This is a genomic window from Nocardiopsis coralliicola (assembly GCF_054779695.1).
On record NZ_BAAGXT010000038.1, the window covers coordinates 33,714 to 51,286 of the forward strand.

Annotated in this window: 16 protein-coding genes; 8 read left to right on the forward strand and 8 right to left on the reverse strand. The window is 74.4% G+C overall.

What is annotated here, in order from left to right; genetic code table 11:
* Window positions 1–444: 444 nt before the first annotated feature.
* Window positions 445–834, reverse strand: coding sequence for a RidA family protein (locus tag ACYVGT_RS21490; RefSeq protein WP_460861363.1), 390 nt, complete (start codon window positions 832–834; stop codon window positions 445–447).
* Between the two features lie 73 nt (window positions 835–907).
* On the opposite strand from ACYVGT_RS21490, the gene ACYVGT_RS21495 reads away from it, so the two are divergent.
* Window positions 908–1,816 carry a LysR family transcriptional regulator gene (locus tag ACYVGT_RS21495; RefSeq protein ID WP_460861365.1) on the forward strand — a complete coding sequence of 303 codons (909 nt, stop codon included), beginning with the start codon at window positions 908–910 and terminating at the stop codon, window positions 1,814–1,816.
* Window positions 1,817–1,936: 120 nt separating this feature from the next.
* Window positions 1,937–3,220 carry an HAD family hydrolase gene (locus ACYVGT_RS21500; RefSeq protein WP_460861367.1) on the forward strand — a complete coding sequence of 428 codons (1,284 nt, stop codon included), beginning with the start codon at window positions 1,937–1,939 and terminating at the stop codon, window positions 3,218–3,220.
* A 47-nt stretch (window positions 3,221–3,267) separates the two neighbouring features.
* Here ACYVGT_RS21500 and ACYVGT_RS21505 read toward each other — a convergent pair whose 3' ends face one another.
* On the reverse strand, window positions 3,268–4,035 hold the full coding sequence (locus ACYVGT_RS21505; protein ID WP_460861369.1) for a TetR/AcrR family transcriptional regulator: 768 nt from the start codon (window positions 4,033–4,035) through the stop codon (window positions 3,268–3,270).
* Window positions 4,036–4,232: 197 nt separating this feature from the next.
* On the opposite strand from ACYVGT_RS21505, the gene ACYVGT_RS21510 reads away from it, so the two are divergent.
* Together ACYVGT_RS21510 and ACYVGT_RS21515 are read left to right on the forward strand one after the other, a co-directional pair.
* Window positions 4,233–5,258, forward strand: a complete 1,026-nt coding sequence (locus ACYVGT_RS21510; RefSeq protein ID WP_460861371.1) for an ATP-binding cassette domain-containing protein — start codon at window positions 4,233–4,235, stop codon at window positions 5,256–5,258.
* Window positions 5,255–6,124, forward strand: coding sequence for an ABC transporter permease (locus tag ACYVGT_RS21515; RefSeq protein WP_460861373.1), 870 nt, complete (start codon window positions 5,255–5,257; stop codon window positions 6,122–6,124). Before ACYVGT_RS21510 ends, ACYVGT_RS21515 begins: the two co-directional genes overlap by 4 nt.
* A gap of 51 nt (window positions 6,125–6,175) precedes the next feature.
* Here the strand turns inward: ACYVGT_RS21515 and thiD are convergent, their stop codons facing one another.
* The 3 genes from thiD to ACYVGT_RS21530 all read right to left on the reverse strand — a co-directional run bounded on the left by thiD (window position 6,176) and on the right by ACYVGT_RS21530 (window position 8,563).
* Window positions 6,176–6,976, reverse strand: coding sequence for a bifunctional hydroxymethylpyrimidine kinase/phosphomethylpyrimidine kinase (gene thiD / locus ACYVGT_RS21520; RefSeq protein ID WP_460861375.1), 801 nt, complete (start codon window positions 6,974–6,976; stop codon window positions 6,176–6,178).
* 182 nt (window positions 6,977–7,158) lie between these two features.
* Complete coding sequence (locus ACYVGT_RS21525; protein WP_460861378.1) at window positions 7,159–7,674, reverse strand: TrmH family RNA methyltransferase; 516 nt, start codon at window positions 7,672–7,674, stop codon at window positions 7,159–7,161.
* Window positions 7,675–7,918: 244 nt separating this feature from the next.
* On the reverse strand, window positions 7,919–8,563 hold the full coding sequence (locus ACYVGT_RS21530; RefSeq protein ID WP_460861380.1) for a hypothetical protein: 645 nt from the start codon (window positions 8,561–8,563) through the stop codon (window positions 7,919–7,921).
* A 442-nt stretch (window positions 8,564–9,005) separates the two neighbouring features.
* Between ACYVGT_RS21530 and ACYVGT_RS21535 the strand changes: the two genes are divergently transcribed.
* Window positions 9,006–9,986: an ATP-binding cassette domain-containing protein gene (locus tag ACYVGT_RS21535; RefSeq protein WP_460861383.1), complete on the forward strand. Its 981-nt coding sequence runs from the start codon at window positions 9,006–9,008 to the stop codon at window positions 9,984–9,986.
* 38 nt (window positions 9,987–10,024) lie between these two features.
* A complete protein-coding gene (locus tag ACYVGT_RS21540) occupies window positions 10,025–10,870 on the forward strand; it encodes an ABC transporter permease (RefSeq protein ID WP_460861385.1) in 846 nt (281 codons plus the stop codon).
* Between the two features lie 884 nt (window positions 10,871–11,754).
* On the opposite strand, the gene ACYVGT_RS21545 is transcribed toward ACYVGT_RS21540, so the two are convergent.
* The 3 genes from ACYVGT_RS21545 to ACYVGT_RS21555 all read right to left on the reverse strand — a co-directional run bounded on the left by ACYVGT_RS21545 (window position 11,755) and on the right by ACYVGT_RS21555 (window position 15,860).
* A complete protein-coding gene (locus tag ACYVGT_RS21545) occupies window positions 11,755–13,053 on the reverse strand; it encodes an alpha/beta hydrolase family protein (RefSeq protein WP_460861387.1) in 1,299 nt (432 codons plus the stop codon).
* 383 nt (window positions 13,054–13,436) lie between these two features.
* Window positions 13,437–14,129 (reverse strand): response regulator, encoded by a 693-nt coding sequence (locus ACYVGT_RS21550; RefSeq protein ID WP_460861391.1) that lies wholly within the window; start codon window positions 14,127–14,129, stop codon window positions 13,437–13,439.
* Between the two features lie 36 nt (window positions 14,130–14,165).
* Window positions 14,166–15,860, reverse strand: a complete 1,695-nt coding sequence (locus ACYVGT_RS21555) for a sensor histidine kinase (protein ID WP_460861393.1) — start codon at window positions 15,858–15,860, stop codon at window positions 14,166–14,168.
* A gap of 270 nt (window positions 15,861–16,130) precedes the next feature.
* On the opposite strand from ACYVGT_RS21555, the gene ACYVGT_RS21560 reads away from it, so the two are divergent.
* Together ACYVGT_RS21560 and ACYVGT_RS21565 are read left to right on the forward strand one after the other, a co-directional pair.
* Window positions 16,131–16,835, forward strand: coding sequence for a hypothetical protein (locus ACYVGT_RS21560; RefSeq protein ID WP_460861395.1), 705 nt, complete (start codon window positions 16,131–16,133; stop codon window positions 16,833–16,835).
* A gap of 86 nt (window positions 16,836–16,921) precedes the next feature.
* Window positions 16,922–17,212, forward strand: coding sequence for a hypothetical protein (locus tag ACYVGT_RS21565; RefSeq protein WP_460861397.1), 291 nt, complete (start codon window positions 16,922–16,924; stop codon window positions 17,210–17,212).
* Window positions 17,213–17,573 lie beyond the last annotated feature (361 nt).

Consider the following 17,573-nt stretch of genomic DNA (forward strand, 5'->3'; position numbering starts at 1 on the left):
AGCAGAGCGCCGAGACGCGGAAGGCAGGGCACACCGGCCCCTGCCTGCCTCCGTCCCGGCCCTGGGAACGGCTGCCGCTCTCGATGCCGGCGCCCGGCTGCGCCCACCGCTTGGCGCCTTGCGGTGCGGCAGAGCGCACCCCTTCTCCCTGCAGGGCGGTGCACAGGGCAGGAGACAGCGGACCCACTGGCGAAGCTGATTGAGGACCATCGGGCGGGTGCGGTTCTGCTCGACCGCGGAGATTCAGCGATTCCTCGCGCCCGCGACCCGGTTCGCGGCCGGTGCGGACGGTGCTGTTTGCCGGCTCCAGCGGCGGCGAGCCGGTGGCGATCACCGTCGGCAGAGCAGAGGGGACGGGCTCCGAGCCGCCCGGTGCGTCGTGCGGGCGGCTGCTCGCCCACTGTGTGCTGGCATGCCTGCCGACCGGGCCGGATCGGGCGGGTTTCATGCGCTGCTGGGCCTGGCGTCCACCTCGATCTCAATCTTCATGCGGGGGTCGGCGAGGCCGCACACGAGCATGGTGGCGGCCGGCCGCACCTCGCCGAAGGCGCTGCGCAGTACCGGCCAGCAGGGCTCGAAGTCGGTCCGATCGGGCAGCAGATAGCGCACCCGCACGACGTCGGCGAAGGTGCACTCCGCCTCCGCCAGGGCGGTCTCGATGTTGCGCAGGCACTGTTCGGCCTGCTCCACCACGTCGTCGGAGATCGTCATGGCGGTGTAGTCGAACCCCGTCGTTCCGGAGACATGGACCCAGTCGCTGTCGACCACCGCGCGGGCATATCCGATCTGCTCCTCGAACGTCGAGCCGCTGAAGATGGAACGTCGCTCTCTCATGCACCGAACGCTAGGTGGCCCAGTGCTGATATGTCTAATACAGTCTTATGAATCAGATGATATCTCTTAGGATATGGATCGCCCCGAAGTACCCCTTCCGCAGCTGCACGCTTTCGCTGTTCTCGCCGAAGAACTCCACTTCGGCCGCGCCGCCGCGCGTCTGGGAATCGCCCAGCCCCCGCTGAGCCAGCAGATCCGCCGGCTGGAGGACAGGATCGGGTACCCGCTCTTCAGTCGTGAGCCCGGGCGTATCGGCCTCACCTCGGCGGGACGGGCGCTCCTCCCCGCTGCCCGGCATGCCCTCAGCGGCCTTGCGGAGGGTCTGGCCGCGGCCCGCGAGGCCGGCAGCGGGAGGTCGGGCCGCCTGCGGATCGGCTTCGCCGCCTCGCTCTCCCTCACAGTCCTCCCCGGCCTGCTGCGCACCTTCCGGGAGCGGTCTCCCAACGTTGATTTGGACATCCGGGAAATGACGACCGCGCCCCAGTTGGACGCGCTGCGCGAAAGGGCGATCGACATCGGCCTGCTGCGCGAGCCGCCATCCGCAGACGCGGAACTGGAATTCGAGACGGTGCTGGACGAGCGTTTCGTCGCCGTTCTGCCCGCCGCGCACCCGCTGGCGGTACAGCAGGCCGTCCGGGTCGAGGAACTGGCGGACTGCCCGTTCGTGATCCTGCCCCGCGCCGCCGGCCCCTCTCTGTACGACCAGATCACCGGCCTGTGCGCAGCGGCCGGCTTCACGCCGGGGGTGGCCCAGCACGCCGTCGAATGGCAGACCGTCTGCGCACTCGTGGAAACGGGCCTGGGGGTGGCACTGGCTCCGGAGAGCGTCCGCCGTATCCGCCTCGGCGGCGTCGCCTTCCGCGGGATCGAGCCTGATGCCGCGCGTACCCGCGTCGCTGTCGCTTGGCGCAAGGACGACGCGAGTCCCCTGGTCGAGCGCTTCCTGGCGGCGCTTGACCGTGATCCGCCGGCCCGCCGCTAGGCGGCGCGTGCGGAAGGGCGCGTCGTTGCGCCTGGTCGGGGTGGAGACGGGGGAGATTGGATCCGTTCTCGGTGCCGTTCGGGAGGGGGAGCCGTGGGGGTTCGGGGTGCAAAGGCCGCCGTGGCGGCACTGGCGGTTGCGGCGGTTGCGGCTGGTGTGGTGCCCGCCGGGCCGGCGCACGCTGCCGGGCCGGCGGACCGGGTGGGTGCGTGTGCGCGGCTGTCCGATCAGCTCGACTGGTACGGCGACAACCGCGAGCAGCTGCAGCGGACGATCGACCGACTCGGTCTCTGCGGCCGGCAGCCGGTCTCCGGGGTTCCCGGCGGCGGGAGCGCGGGCGGGCGCCCCGTGGCGGCGTTCGACTGGGACAACACCATGGTCAAGAACGACACCACCGACGCCACCCTGGTGTGGGCGCTGCAGCACGACGAGATTCTCCGGCCGGAGCGGTGGAGCGACCTCAGTCCCTGGCTGACCGGCTCCGCCGCAAAGGCCCTCACCCGGGCGTGCGGCACCGGAGTCCCGGCCGGGGAGCCGCTGCCCACCTCGCAGGATGCCGACTGCGCCGACGAGATCCTGGAGATCCGGTTGGAGGGCGCCACCATGGACGGCGAGCCGGCGTTCGGCGGCGAGTGGAACCACCGGCGCACCGTGCCCGAGTACGCCTGGGCCGGCCAGCTGTTCACCGGGCACACCCCCGCCGAGGTCAGCCGCATCGCGCAGCAGGCGCGGCACCGGGCCCTGGCGCGGCCCGAGGGGGCCCAGGACCGCGTCGGAACGCACACGGTGCCCGGCTGGATCCGGTACTACCCGCAGATGCGCGACCTGGCCGGCGTGCTGGAGCGGTCCGGCTTCGAGGTGTGGGTGGTGTCGGCGGGCGTCGCACCCATCACCGAAGTCTGGGCGGCGGGCGCGGGCGTGCCGGCCGACCGGACCGTGGCCATCCGCTCCGAGCTGGACGGCGGCCGCATCACGCCGCGCAACGAGGGGTGCGGCGGCGCCGACGGCGGCCGCGGCGAGGTGATCCCCTACATCGACGGCAAGCGGTGCTTCGTCAACCAGGAGATCTTCGGCGTAGACGGCCCGGCCGCCTGGGAGCGCCAGGCCCCGCAGCAGCGCATCGCCATCGGCGGCGGCGATGCCGACACCGACGTCTCCTTCGTCGCCGACGCGACCGGAGCGCACCTCGTCCTCAACCGGAACAAGGACGAGATCATGTGCCGCGCCTACGACAACGAGGACGGCAACTGGCTGGTGAACCCCATGTTCATCGATCCGCTGCCGCAGCGCGAGCCGTACCGGTGCGCCACGTCCGGCGCGACCTCTCCCGGGGGCGGCCGGGAGCCGCTGCTGCGCGAGGACGGCTCCCCGGTCCCCGACCGGGAGGACCGCGTCCACGGCTGACCCCCGCCGGCCGCGGACGTACCGGCCGGCCGTCGGGCGGCGGCTGGTCAGGGAGCGGAGGGGCTCTCGCCGAGGCGGTGGGCGAGGCCGTCGAGGAGCATGCGCAGGCCGAAGTCGAGCGTGAAGTCGGCGCTGCCCGGTGCGGCGAACGACGATCCGACGGCCGACCCCACCCGGTCGGCGCGGGGCAGCCGGAGCCCTTCGGTGACCTGCTCCAGCGCGGGGACGGCCATCGCCCAGTGCTCCGCGTCGCTCACGCCGGAGCCCTCCTGGGCGGCTGACGCCTCCCGCCGGGTGCGGGCCGATCCGGCCACCAGTTCGAGGACCAGAGACAGGGCCGCGTCCGCCTCCACATCGCTGAGGGCGGAGCCGTCCAGCGGCCCGAGCTCGGCCTCGTACTTCAGGGTCATGTTGGGGCCCAGATAGGTCCGCGTCTCCTCCACGTCGAGCAGCCACGGGTGCCGCGCGTAGAGGGCGAGGTTGCGCTCGGCGACCAGGTGCAGCCCCGCCCGCCAGTCCCCGGCGCGGCGCGGCTCCTCGGTGTCGCTGTAGAGGCCGGCCAGGACCGAGTCCACCATCAGCGCCGTGAGGTCGTCCTTCCCGGGCACGTGGGAGTAGAGCGACATCGGGCTGGTGGAGAGGCGTTCGGCGATCCGGCGCATCGATGTCGCGGAGAGCCCCTCGGCGTCGGCCAGTTCGATGCCGGCGGCGACGATCGCGCCCACGTCGAGCCCGGACCGGCTCGGCGCCGGATGCCGCCCCCACAGCAGGTAGATGCTGCGCACCACCTCGGGCGCCCCCTTGGGCTTGGACACCGGCCCCTCCCCCTGTTCAGCGTCGTGTGACCCGGATCACCGGAAAACGCATGTGCGTACGTCGGCGAGCCTACCGTAGGCTGAAATTTACGCCGTACGAAACGGTGTATATAGTGCCGTACGAAGCGCACGCAGTGCGCTGTCGAGGCTCTGTACAGCTCGGACAGCTCGGACAGCTGGGCGGGAAGGGAGGCCGTGTGCGCGACAGCGAGACGGCGATCGCCGCGGAGGGCGTGGTCAAGCGCTACGGCGCGGGGAGGAGGGCGCCAGCGAACACCGCCCTGGACGGGCTCGACCTGAGGGTCGCGCGGGGCAGCGTGCACGGGCTGCTCGGGCCCAACGGCGCCGGGAAGACGACTGCGGTGCGGGTCATGACCACCCTCGTCGAACCGGATGCCGGCCGGGTCGTCGTCGCCGGGCACGACGCCGGGCGGCGCCCCCGTGAGGTCCGCCGGCGCATCGGGCTCGTCGGCCAGCACGCGGCCGTCGACGACATCCTCACCGGGCGCCAGAACCTCACCCTGTTCGCCCGGCTCAACGGCTTCCGCGCGGCCACGGCCGCGCGCCTGGCGGGCGACCTGCTGGACCGGTTCGACCTGGCCGCGGCGGCCGACCGCCCGGTCTCGACCTACTCCGGGGGGATGCGCCGGCGGGTGGACCTCGCCGCCGGACTGATCACCGCGCCCGAAGTGCTGTTCGTCGACGAGCCCACCACCGGGCTCGACCCCGGCATCCGCCAGGAGGTCTGGGACGCCATCCGGGAACTGGTGCGCACCGGGACCACCGTCCTCCTGACCACCCAGTACCTGGAGGAGGCCGACCAGCTCGCCGACCGCGTCAGCCTGCTCGGCCGGGGGCGGGTGGCCGCCGAGGGCACCCCGGCGGAACTCAAGGCCCGTGTCGGCGACGACTGGCTCGTGGTCACGCCCGCCGCCGGAGAGACGGCGGCCTCCTGCGCGGCGGTCCTCGCCGACTGGGCCAGCGGGCCGGTCGGCACCGAGGACGGAAAGCTGCTGGTGCCGCTGCCCGACCGCGCGGGCGCGCTGGTCGGTGCCGTCGCTGCGCTGCGCGATGCCGGGCTGCCGGTGGCCGACATCGCCGTCCGCACCCCGAGTCTGGACGAGGTCTTCATCCAGGTCACCGGGGACAGCGCGGTCACCACCGAGGAATCCGGCGCCGCCACCGGCGGCCCCGCAGCCAGCCGAGAAGGAGCCCGCCGATGACCGCGTCGCCGACCGCGCCCCCGCGGACCGGAACCGCGCCGCACGCCCACCGCGCGCCCGCCCCGGACGGCTCCACCAACCCGGTCGTCCGCGCCGTACTGGACACCTGGACCATCACCCGCCGCGACATCCAGCACTGGGGGCGCGCTCCGCTCGCGCGGCTCTTCGGCTGGGTGTGGCCGGTGATCCTGATGGCCCTCTTCCTCGGCCTGATGGGCGGCGCCCTCCAGGAGGCCGTCGGAGGAAGCTACCTGGACTTCGTCATGCCCGGCGTGCTGGCCATGACGGTCTTCCTCGGCCTGGAGCAGACCTCGACCGCGGTCTGCAACGACGCGGCCCGCGGCGTCACGGACCGGTTCCGCTCCCTGCCGATGAGCGGCATCGCGGTGGTCGGCGGGCGGTGCGCCGCCGACCTGGCCGACTCGGCCGTGTCGCTCACCCTGGTCACCGGAGCGGGCCTGCTCTTCGGCTGGCGTCCGGAGGCCGGGCCGGCCGGCGCCGCGATCGCCCTGGGCCTGCTGCTCCTGCTGCGCGCCGCCATGCTCTGGCTCGGCATCTTCGTCGGGCTCAAAGCCGGCGGCCCGGAGGCGCTGAGCCCGGTGTACATCCTCGTGTGGCCGGTGCTCTTCTTCTCCAGCGTCTTCATCGACACGGCGACGATGCCGCGGTGGCTGGGAACACTGGCCGAGGCCAACCCCGTCTCCGCCACCGCCACCGCGGTGCGCGAGTTGCTCGGCGCCCCCGTCGTGGGCGGCGGAACCTGGTTCGCCGAGAACGCCCCGGCCCTGGCCGTGGCCTGGCCGGCGGTGCTGGTCGCGGTGTTCCTGCCGCTGTCGGTCCGCACCTACCGCCGGCTGCGGCGGTAGGCACAGGGAAGCGGCGGGGCCGGGCGGTGCAGCCCGGCCCCGCCGGCGTTCTCAGGCGCGGGGCGCGACCGCGAGCACGGAGTCGAACGGGGTGTTCGCCGAGATGCGGGCCTCGATGCCGGCGCGGACCATGGCCTTGGCGGTGGCGGCGGCCGTGGCGACGTCGGCGCCCTTGGCGAGTTCGGCGGTGATGGCGGCGGCGAAGGTGCAGCCGGCTCCGCTGACGCGGTTCTCGCCGATCTTCGGGGCGCGGAGGACGGTGGCCTCGGAGCCGTCGAAGAGGACGTCGACCGCGTCCGGCCCGGGCAGGTCCATGCCGCCCTTGGCGATGACCGTCTTCGGCCCCAGCTCGTGGATGCGCTTGGCCGCCTCGATCAGGTCGTCGACGGTGTCGATGCGCTCCATGCCGGCCAGCGTCATCGACTCGAAGTGGTTCGGGGTGATCACCGTGGCGAGCGGCAGGACCTTCTCGGTGAGCGCCTTGTCGGTGTCGAGCGCCGCGCCGGGCTCCTGCCCCTTGCAGATCAGCACCGGGTCCAGGACGATGTCGCGCCACTCCTGCCGCTGCAGGCCCTCCGCCACCACGTCGATCGTCGCCGGCGTGCCGAGCATGCCGATCTTCACGGTGTCCAGGTCGTGGGCCGACGTCGCGGCCTCGATCTGGTCGGCGATCACCTGCGGGTCGACCGGCACGAAGCGGTGCGCCCACCCGTTGCCGGGGTCGAACGACACGATGCACGTGACGGTGCCCATGCCGTAGACGCCGAGCTCCTGGAACGCCTTGAGGTCGGCTTGGATCCCCGCGCCTCCCGTTGCCTCGGAACCCGCGATCACGTATGCCAGGCCGGTCATCGGCCACCACCTTCACTGTCGACACCGCTGAGGCGGTCCGCTTTTCCTGCCAATGTCCAGATTAGCTCTGCGCGCGAAACGGCGCGGCCCCGAACGCGGCCGGGCGGTGCAGGTAGGCGGGCCGGGCCACGCCACCGGTGTGCCGGGCACCACCGCGCGGTGCGCCGCCGGCGCCTCGGCCGTCACAGGAGCCCGGCCAGCCGGTAGAGCACCAGGGAGCCGGCCACCGCGACGTTGAGGCTGTGGCCGCCGCCCACCATGGGGATCTCCACGGCGTCGTGCGCCAGCTCCAGGGCCTCCGGGGGGATTCCGGTGCGCTCGTGCCCCAGCAGCGCGACGGTGGGGGTGCGCGCCACCGGCAAGTCGGCGAGGCGGACCGACTCGTCGGCCAGTTCCACCGCGACGATGCGGGCGCCGCGGCCGCGCATGGCGGCGAGCCACTCGATCTGGCCGCCGCTCCAGTGCACGCACGCCGGGCGGCGCAGCGTGTTGCCCCGGGCGAGCGCTTCCGGCACCCAGGGGAGGCGGGGTACCGCCATGCACGCGCCGACGGCGTCGCAGGTGCGCAGGAGGGTGCCGAGGTTGGCGCCGTGCAGCGGCCACAGCGGGGCGGCGTAGAGGTGGTCCCAGCAGGAGTGGGTGCGGCGGCGCCGCCTCGACCGGATCTCCTTGCGCGGCGTGAGCCGCGGGGCGCTCATCGGCGCGGGGAGCGGTCCTCCCCGGGACGGATGCGGTGCGTGCTCATGGTGGGGTTCATCACGGGGCGCTTCGCGGCGCGCCCGGGCCATCGACGAGGTGCAGCGGGCACCAGTGCGGCGCCCGCCTCTGGAAGGTACCTCCAGCGGGCCCCGCCGCCAAGGGGAATCCACGTGTGGCAGCGAGGCCGGACCCGCGGGCGTCCCGCGCTGCGGGGAATCCGCTCGCCCGCGGGTCCGGGGATGCTCAGGCGCGGGACGCCTCGTCCTTCATGGTCTCCTCGTAGGCGGCGCACGTCTGGAGGGCGCGGTCGATCCGCTCCTCGGCGCTGCCCGGCCCCTCCGCGAGGCAGGCGAGCACGAGGTTCCCCGTCGTGTAGGCGATGAGGCTCTGCGAGTCCTCGGGGTCCTCGGCATCGGCCTCGTCGACGGCCCGCGCGTGCTCGCCGGCGGAGATGTCGTGGTCCTCGCCGTTCTCGATGTCGGTGTCGACCTCCATGATGACCGCGTCGAGCCGCGACTCCATGGCACCGTCACTCTCGGCGTAGGACGGCTGAAGGAGCAGGGCGAGCAGTCCGATGTCGCCGGTACCGTCCTCGCCCTCGCAGTCGACGTAGGCGGAGACGTTCGACATGAGGTTCTGCGCGGCGACCAGACCGCTCGGTGCGTCCGGCGCGTCGCCGTCCAGGGTGGCGGGGGAATCCTCTGGAGCGCTGCAGGCGACCAGGCTCGTGTACTGGGGTGAACCGCCCAAGGCCAGGATGAGCACCAGCACGACGAGCACGGCGGCCCCGCCCGAGGCGCCGAGGATGATGAAGAGCTTTCGGTTGTTCGCCGATGCGGCTGGGGCGCCGGGAGCGGATCCCGGGCTGTGCGCACCGGGAGGAGGCATCCAGCCGGGCGGAGGTCCTGGCGGAGCCCCCGGTGGGGGGCTCCCGGGCGGTTGGGCGAACCCGCTCGCAGCGCCGGGATCGTTCGGGGGTGGGTGCGGGGGACGCGGCCCGTCTCCGGGGCCCGGGGGCGGCGGGGGATAGTCCGTCACTCGTGCGCTCCCAAGGAAATCGGTGATGAAGCGGCACCGATTCTTCCAGTTGCGTCCGCATTGCCGCTGACCCAGCGGCGCCCTCGGCCAGACCCGGCGGGCGAGCGACTCGGAGCAGGGCCGACGCAGTTCTCTGCGCCTCGCGCCCCGGCGTCCGGGAGCACCGGCCTGACCGACCGCTATGCCGTCCGGCATAGCCGGGTCCCTTCCCGGCGCCGATGCGGGCGCGGAGGGCCGCGGCCTAGCGTTCTGGGAATCAGCGCAGGCAGTGGGCAGAGGGGACGGCACAGCGGTGATCTCGATTCGCGGACTCACCAAGCAGTACGGCGGCCAGACCGCAGTGGACGGCCTCACGTTCGACGTCCGGCCGGGCGCCGTCTCGGGCTTTCTCGGGCCGAATGGAGCCGGCAAGTCGACCACGCTGCGCGTCCTGCTCGGCTTGGCCCGGCCCACTCGGGGCGAGGCGCTGGTCGGCGGCCTGCCCTATGCCCGGCTGGAGCGGCCCGGGAGCGTGGTCGGCGCCGTGCTCGACGCCGGCGCGGTCCATCCGGGCCGGACCGGGCGCGCCCACCTGCGGGCGCTGGCCCGCGGAATCGGGGTGGCCCCGGCCCGCGTACCAGAGGTGCTCGACACGGTCGGGCTGGACCGGGCCGCGGACCGTAGGACCGGCGGCTACTCGCTCGGCATGCGGCAGCGGCTGGGGATCGCTGCGGCGCTGCTGGGCGACCCCGCCGTGCTCGTGCTGGACGAGCCGATGAACGGCCTCGACCTGGACGGCGTCCGGTGGATGCGCACCCTGCTCGCCGGCCTCGCGGCCGAAGGGCGGACGGTGCTGGTCGCCAGCCACCTCATGGGCGAGATGGAGCTGATCGCCGACCACGTCGTCGTGGTCGCGGGCGGGCGCCTGGTCGCCGACGCCCCGCTGGGTGAACTCGTGCGCGAGTGGACCCGCGACCGGGTCACCGTGCGCTCCCCCGAGGCCGATGCGCTCGCGGAGCGGCTCTGCGCTCTCGGCCGGGGGCGGGCGCAGACCGCCGTGGAGGTCGAGCGCATCGGCGAGCAGGAGCTGCGTGTCGATGGGCTGACCGCCGCGGCGGTGGGCGATGCGGCACACGCCGCAGGGGCGCGGGTCCATGCCCTGGCCAGTGAAGGCGCGTCGCTGGAGCGGGTCTATGTGGAGATGACGGAAGACGCCGCGGAGCACGTCTCCGGCGCCGGCGCGGGGTCTGGCAGCGGCGCCGAGAGCGGCCGCGCGATGGAGGCGCGGCCGTGAGCGGGTCGGGGGCGGGTGTGAATCCGAGGGGAGAGGCGATGGTGCAGGAAGCAGCGGCGGCCGCGGCCCGGGACGCCGCCCGTCCGCCTGCAGTGGAGGGGCGCCCGCGCGGCGAGCTGCGGCGTGCCCTCGCCATGGAGGCGACGAAGCTGCTGTCGCTGCGCACCACGGTGGGGGCGGCCGTCCTGACCGGGGCGGTGATGGCGGTGTTCGCCGCGCTCATGGGGCTGTCCGTGGTCGATCGGGTGGCGGAGAACCCGATCGAGTCCGGGTCGTTCTCCTTCACCCGGCTCACGTCCCAGGGCGTGTTCTACCTCGTCCAGTTCATCGTGCTCGCCATTGCCGCGCTCAGCGCCACCAGCGAGTACGCCGACCGCAGCGTCACCGCGACGCTGCTCGCGGTGCCCCGCCGCGGACGGGTGCTCGCCGCGCGGACCGCGGTGGCCGCCGCCTATGCCTTCGTACTCGGCTCCGGCGCCGTGGTGGTGGGCGTCGCGGTGCTGTGGGCCGCGGTCGGGCGCCATGTCGTCTTCGATCCCGCCGCCGCGCTGCAGACGGTGGCCGGTGCGGGCCTGTGCATGAGCCTGCTTGCCGCGCTCTTCGTCGGGCTGGGGACGGTGCTGCGCAGCGCGGCCGCCACGATCGGCGTCGGCGTGCTGCTGCTCGTCGGCGTGCCCATGGTGCTCCAGCTGAGCGGCGTGGCGTGGCTGGACGACCTCGCCGCCGTCTTCCCGGGCCTGGCCGGCATCGAGTTCTACGCCGCCGGAGATGCGGGCTTCTACACGGCCCCGCATGACGGCCCGGTGAATATCGCCGCGGTCCTGGGCTGGGCGGCCGCGGCGCAGATCGCGGCGCTGGTGGAGCTGCGTTCGCGCGACATCTGAAACCGCCGGCTGCCCCGCGCACCGAAGCGCGGGGCAGCCGGCGGAATCCGCCGCGTTCAGGACGGCGTCGGCGGGCTGGTGCCGCTCCAACCGGGCGGTGCGGGGCGCCGCGGTGCAGGAGGAAGCGGGCTCCCGCGCGGGTGCGGCCGCTGGCCGCGGCGCCGGGGCTGCCGAGCGCCCGGCGGAACAGCGTGCGGTGGTGTGGGGCTGAGCGCCTTCCCGCCGTCTCCCTCGGCCCGATCGGCAGCGAGGCCTGAGCCGTCGGCAGCGGGCAGGCGTCTGCCCGGCGCCGGGCGATGGCGGGGCGAATAGCGCCGAGACGCGGGGGACGGGTGCGGCGCCGGCCGTGGCGGAGGCGGACCTGCGCCCGGCTTCGCGGCGGTGGCCGGGGCTGCCGGTGGAGCTGGTGCCTGTTGAGGAGGGCGTGGCGGCTCCAGCTGAGCGGCGCGTCCGGCTGGCTCCGCCGCCGCCGGCTTGGCGGGCGCGTGTGCGGGTCGCGCGGTGCCGGGCTGCACCGGCGCCGGGGGCGATGGAGTGGATCAGAGCCGGGCTCCGTGTCGGCGGCGTCGGACGGAGGCTGTCGGGCGACCCGCGCTCGGTGCAGGGCGACCGGTGGAGCGGGTGTCCGTTGAGGGCGGCGTGGCCGTGTCCAAGGGGGCTTCAGCGGAGCGGCGTGACCGGGTGGCTTCGCCGCCGCCCCTCGTGGCCGTGCCGGCGCGGGACCTGCGGTGCCGGCGGTGCGGCGGGCCCCGCCGGCGCATCGCGATGGACGGCGCAGCGCTGGGGCCTGGCCGGCGCCGGGGGAGCTGAGTCCAGCTCCGCGTCCGCGGCGCAGAGCGCGACGTTGGCCCCGCGCCCGGAGCGCGGGGCCGTCGGCGGAGGCGTCACTCGATCAGGGCGGCGTCCGAGGGGACCCCCTCCATCAGGGGCTGGTCCGCGCCGCGCAGTTCGGCGTCGAAGAAGTTGGCCAGCACCCGCCGCTGCGCCGCGAGGCTGCGCTCGGGGTCGATCGATCCGACCGAAGCGAGTACGGAGGTGTCCCATGCCGGGCCGCCCGCGCCGGCACCGGACGCGAGCTGGGGCACCATCCACTGCGTGTCGATGAAGGACATGTGCTCCGCCTCGGCCAGGTAGACCTCGGAGACCGGGCCCGCCGAGTTCTCCCGGAACAGCCGCATGTCGGGGGATTCGCGGCTGGTGGTGCGGGCACCGGTTCCGCTGGACCAGCCGCCGCGCAGCAGCAGGAAGGGCCGGTCGGCTCCGTGCACGGTGGCGGCGGCCCAGACTTCGTCGCCCACGTGGTAGGCGATGCTCGCGTCGAGGTTCACCCCGGCGTCGATCCTCGCGTCGGCCAGCATCGCCTCGGCGGCGGTGAGACCGCCCGCCGAGTGGCCGAACATGCCGACCCGCTCCAGGTCCAGGGAGGCGGCCACCTCTGGAGGGATGGCCGTGCCGCTCCGCGCTCCGCCGGTGCCGCCGCCGGCCGCGTCGTCGAGCGCGTCGAGGGCGAACCCGGCGTCGGCGACGCGGGTGGCGATCGCCTCCCGGTACATCGGCGTCGCCTCCATCCCCGCGTTGTTGGCACCCCGCAGCACTCGCCCGTCCGGCAGTTCCACCGCGCTCGACTCGTACGGATGGTCGAGGGCGGCCACGGCGTAGCCGCGGCTGGCCAGCTCCTCGATCTGGGCGGTCGCCTGGTGCCGGGTCTGCGCGAAGCCGTGCGAGTACAGCAGGACCGGCATCCGGCCGGCGTCGGCGCTCGGCGGTGCGCCGATGGCGGCGTGCGTGCGCGACCCGGCGAAGTCGACCGCGGTGCTCGGCAGCCCCGCCTGTTCGAGCTCCCCGTCGAGGAACTCCTCGACGGCCGGCGTCGCGTACCGGGCGCGCTCGCCGCCGGTCGGCTCGGCCGGGTACCAGAGGGTGACCATCAGGTCGCGGTCGTCGGCACCGGGCACCCACGGGTGCCCGCGCCCCTCGTCGACGAGGTGGACGGCGGCCTGGCCCACGGCGTGCGGCCCGGTCGGCGCGGGCGGGTCGAGCCGGATCGGATCGGGTGCGAGCACGGCCGCCGACGCGGTCGGCACCGCGCAGCCGGCGGCCAGTACGGCCGCCGCGGTGACGTGGCCCGCCCAGCGCCGGTGGCGGAGCGGAGCCGGTGCGGAAGCGGAGTTGTGGGTGGCCATGCCCGGAATCCTCGCCGGGAGGGCCGCCGCCGCGCATGATGCGCGCGGTCGATTCCGGCTAGCCCGGTCGGCATAGCGGCGACCGGTCCGGTGCCGGCGGGGTCCGCCACGCCTGCGGTGGCGCGGACCGCCGTGGTCGGCGGCCGCGCCGAGACGGCCGGAGAGGACGGGGCGGTCTGGCCGAGTGCGGATCCACTGGCGCTGCCTCGCCAGCTGCACAGTGGCCGCGGCCGGGCTGTCACGGCCAGGTCAGGAACACGGCGGTGGCGGCTCGGCGGCAGGGGCGGCCGCATTGGGTCGGTGACGGCGGTGGTGGAGCATCCCGCACCGGTGCGGCCGTGCGCCCGCTCGCCCAGTGCCCGGTCAGAGCGCGCGGCCGCCGGTCAGGCGCCGCCGGACGGCTGGACCAGCCCGGCCTCGTAGGCGAGCACGGCCGCCTGCACCCGGTTGTCCACGCCCAGGCCGGCCAGGACCGCGGCCGTATGCACCTTGGCGGTGCCGGTGGCCACGCCGAGGCGGCGTGCGATGGCGGCGGTGGACAGCCCGGCGCCGATGTGGGCGAGCACCTCCCGTTCGCGGGCGGAGAGCCGCCCGATGCGGTCGCGCGCCGCTGCGCCGTGGGCCATGCGCCCGGTGCTGCGGACTTCGGCGGCGATCCGGTGCGCGATCTCCGGGGAGAGGTAGACGCCGCCGGCGGCCACCGCGCGCAGGCCTGCGGTCAGCGCGGCGGGCGGGCCGGTCTTCAGCACGAAGCCGCTCGCGCCGCCGTCGAGCGCGCGGGCGATGTAGGCGTCCTCCTGGAACGTGGTGAGGATGACGGTGGCCGTCTCCGGGCACTCGGACCGGATCGCCTCGGCCGCCTCCAGCCCTCCGGTCCCCGGCATCTGCACGTCGAGGAGCGCGATGTCGGGCCGCTCGGCGCGCACGAGGTCCAGCGCCTGCGCGCCGTCATCGGCCTCGCCGGCCACGGTGAAGCCCGAGTCGGCGGCGAGGACCGCGCCGACGCTCGCCCGGATGAGGCGCTCGTCGTCAGCGAGGACGACCCGGATCGCCGGAGGCGCGGGAGCGGAGGCCATGGCGCCGACGCTACCGGAGCGCCTACCGCTGCGCGCTTATGCGCGGTCGAAGCGGTCCTTGGCGACCAGCACCCCGCCATCGAAGCAGAGCCGGTAGACGGGGATGACGCCGCTGCCGTGCTCGGCCAGGTAGTAGCGGCAGGATGCGCCCGGCGGCGGGGGCGTCTCCCGCTGGAGCGGCCCCGGGTCGAAGTCGAAGACGGGCAGCGACTCACGGACGCCGCGCTCGCCGGCGCCGACCTCCAGGCGGGCGTAGTCCTCCGGCGGCAGCACGGTCGCGGCACTCACCGCAGCGAGCAGGCCGAAGGAGAGGGCGAGGACGACGGCGGCGATGCCGCACGGCACTGCCACGGCCGCGCCGAGTCGTCGCCGGGCGGCGGACCGCGCCGTCCGCAGCCGCCGGGCGGCGTCGGTGTCCCCATCGGGCCCGGCACCGCCGTCTCCGTCGGCGCCGTCGGGGTCCTCCGCGTCTTCGGGGATGCGGGCGCGCAGTGCGAAGCCCTGGCCGGACGGTCCGGCCGTGACCTCCCCGCCCGCGGCGGCGATCCGCCGGCGCAGCGCGGGCAGTCCGGATCCGCTGCCGCTCTCCCGCGGGCCCGCAGCCGCCCCGCCGCTGTCGGCCACCTCCACCTCGACCCCGGCTGGCGCGGTGCCGCGCGCGGGCGCGCCGCTCCGGATGTGCACGGTCACCTCCGCCCCGGGTGCGTGGCGGGCCGCGTTGGTCAGCGCCTCCTGCACGGTGCGGTGCAGAAGGCGTCCCGCGCCCGAGTCCGGATCAGGGTCGGGGCCTTCGCGGACCAGCCGGACCCGCATCCCCGCTTCGTGCGCCCGGGCGACCGCGGCAGCCGCGCCCTCGGGGGGCTCTTCCGGGCCGTCACTGCGCAGGAGGCCGATCGTGTCGCGCAGGTGCAGGGTCGCCTGGTGCGCTGCGGCCCGGAGCTCCGCGGCCTCGGCGCGGGCCGGACCGTCGGCCGTGGCTTCAAGAGCCGCGGCCCGCACGCCGATGAGCGCCAGGTCGTGGCCGAGTGAGTCGTGCATGCCGCTGGCGATCCGGGCGCGCTCGCGCAGCCGGGCGTGCTCGGCGTCGCGGGCGCGGGTCCGCTCCAGCCGTTCGGCGAGGGTCCATCCGCCGGCCAGCACCGCGCTCTGGCGGCGCCAGTACCGGCCGGCCAGCCAGGGCGCGATGAGGAGGCCGGCCAGTGCGAGGACCACGCCCGACCAGTCCACGGCCCCGGTGAGTGCGGAGCGCAGGTCGCCCGCGCCGACCCAGCGCACCACGGCTGCAGCCAGGGGTACCGCGGCGGCCGCGGCGGCGATCGCGGCGACCGGCAGGACGCGGTCCGAGCGGCGCCCGGCCGCGACCGCGAGCAGCGCTCCGGGCAGCAGCACCGTGGGGGCGACGCCGGTGACCACCCCCGCGCCGACCGCAGCCGCCTGCCCGGCGCCCGGGACGGTGGCGAGGGCCAGCGCCGCGAACGGCTGCCGCCGGCGCAGCGCGAACGCCGCGGCCATCGCGGCGGCAGTGGCGGCCGCCTCCGCGGCGATCAGTGCGGGGCGCACGTTCTCGTAGTTGCGCACCTGGACGAGATCCCAGGCAGCCAGCGCACACAAGACAGCCCACAGCACTGTCCACAGCGCCGCCCGCAGCGCCGCCCGCAGAGCGCGGGACCGCAGGTCCGGCCGCGCTGCCGGACCGGCCTGCGGGGGGTCTTCGGGGGTGTCCTCGCCCATGGCTGCCACCGTAGCCGGGCCGGTGCGGCGTGCAGGGGGTTGAGACGGGCCCTGCGGGACTGTCCCGCTCCCGGACTGCGATCGGCTGCGCTCTACGGCGAAGCGGCCCTTGCTGTGGTGTCGTGCGCCCCGTCCCGGGAGGACTTCAAACAGCACTGCGCGAGCCAGGCGGAGCGGGGCCCCGGACCGCAATCGGCGGCGCAGAGCGGCGAACGCGGCGGCGCAACACTGCGTCCGACGGGGTGATTGCACCGGACGGAAGGAGCGCGCGTGCGTTCAGGACCGGATCAGCGCCGGAGGTCCCGCGGGGCAGCCGCGGCCGTGCTGGCCGTACTGGCAGCGGTGTCCGCGGGTTGCACCGGGAAGTCCATCGACCTTGACGCTGTGTTCTCCCAGAGCGACGAGCCCTGGTACGCCGTTGCCGACCCCCAGGAGGCGACGGAGGAGCTGTGCACTGGGCCGCCTGACTGCCTGCAGGGCTACACCACCTCCGGTCCCGTCGCAGCCGACTACCTCCGGTTCGACTCGGAAGAAGAGGCCGCGGAGGCGGATGAGGCGGAGACGGCGCCCACCCGCCGCTCGGGCACGGTGCTCATCCGCTTCACCGACGAGCGGAGCAACGCAGCGGAACAGGACATGGTCGCCGGGTGGCTCGCGCACGACTTCGCTCCCGACGCCGACCTGGACGACGTCTTCGCCGAACAGCCCACCGGGTGGTACCTGCAGGGCAACCCCCAAGAAGCGACCGCGGAGCTGTGCGCGGAGTTCGACTGCGCCCAGGGCTACACCACCGACCAGGCCGACTACCTGAAGTTCGACGCCGCGGCCGATGCGGAGGCCACCGCCGACGCGATCGGCGCGAACGCCTACCGCTCCCGCTACCTCGTCCTCCGCTTTACCGATCCCGGCCTCACCGCCGAGGAGCGGACTGCACTCGAGGAACGGGTCGACGGCATCCACAACTCCGACGACTGACCTGCGGGTGAGTACGTGCGCTCATGCCTCGGCTGCCGCGCCCGCGCACGATCGATAGAGGGAATCGGCGGCGCGGAGGAGGCGCAATGGACAGCGTCGAACAGCAGCCGGATCAGGTGTCGCTGGACAAGATGCTCGGCCCGGTGGCGCTCGCTCTTATTCTCATAGCCGAGCTGGTGGGCGTCGGAACGCTCGCGCTCTTCTCCTTCGCCGACTGGGTCCACTACGAGGACGTGTGCCGGCCCGAGGAGCGGTTCACGACGGAGTGCCAGGAGCAGCTGCGGGACCTGCGCATCCTCCAGGGGTTCGCGGTCGCAGCGGCCGTGGGTACGGCCGTGCACTGGGCCGTGCTCCTGGTCCGGGCAGGGCGGCGGTGAGCACGCTGCTCCGATGAGCGCACCCCGGGCAGCGCACGAGGATGCCGCCGCTGAGGAGCGGGCTGCGCTCAAAGAACGGGTTGACGGCATCCACAGCTCCGACGACTGACCTGCGGGTGAGTACGTGCGCTCATGCCTCGGCTGCCGCGCCCGCGCACGATCGATAGAGGGAATCGGCGGCGCGGAGGAGGCGCAATGGACAGCGTCGAACAGCAGGCGGAAGAGATATCGCTGAAGAAGGTGCTCTGGGGTGTGGCGCTCGCTCTTGTTCTCATAGCCGAGCTGGTGGGTGTGGGGACGCTCGGGGTCTTCACCTTCGGCGACTGGTACCACTACGTGGACGTGTGCCGGCCCGAGGAGC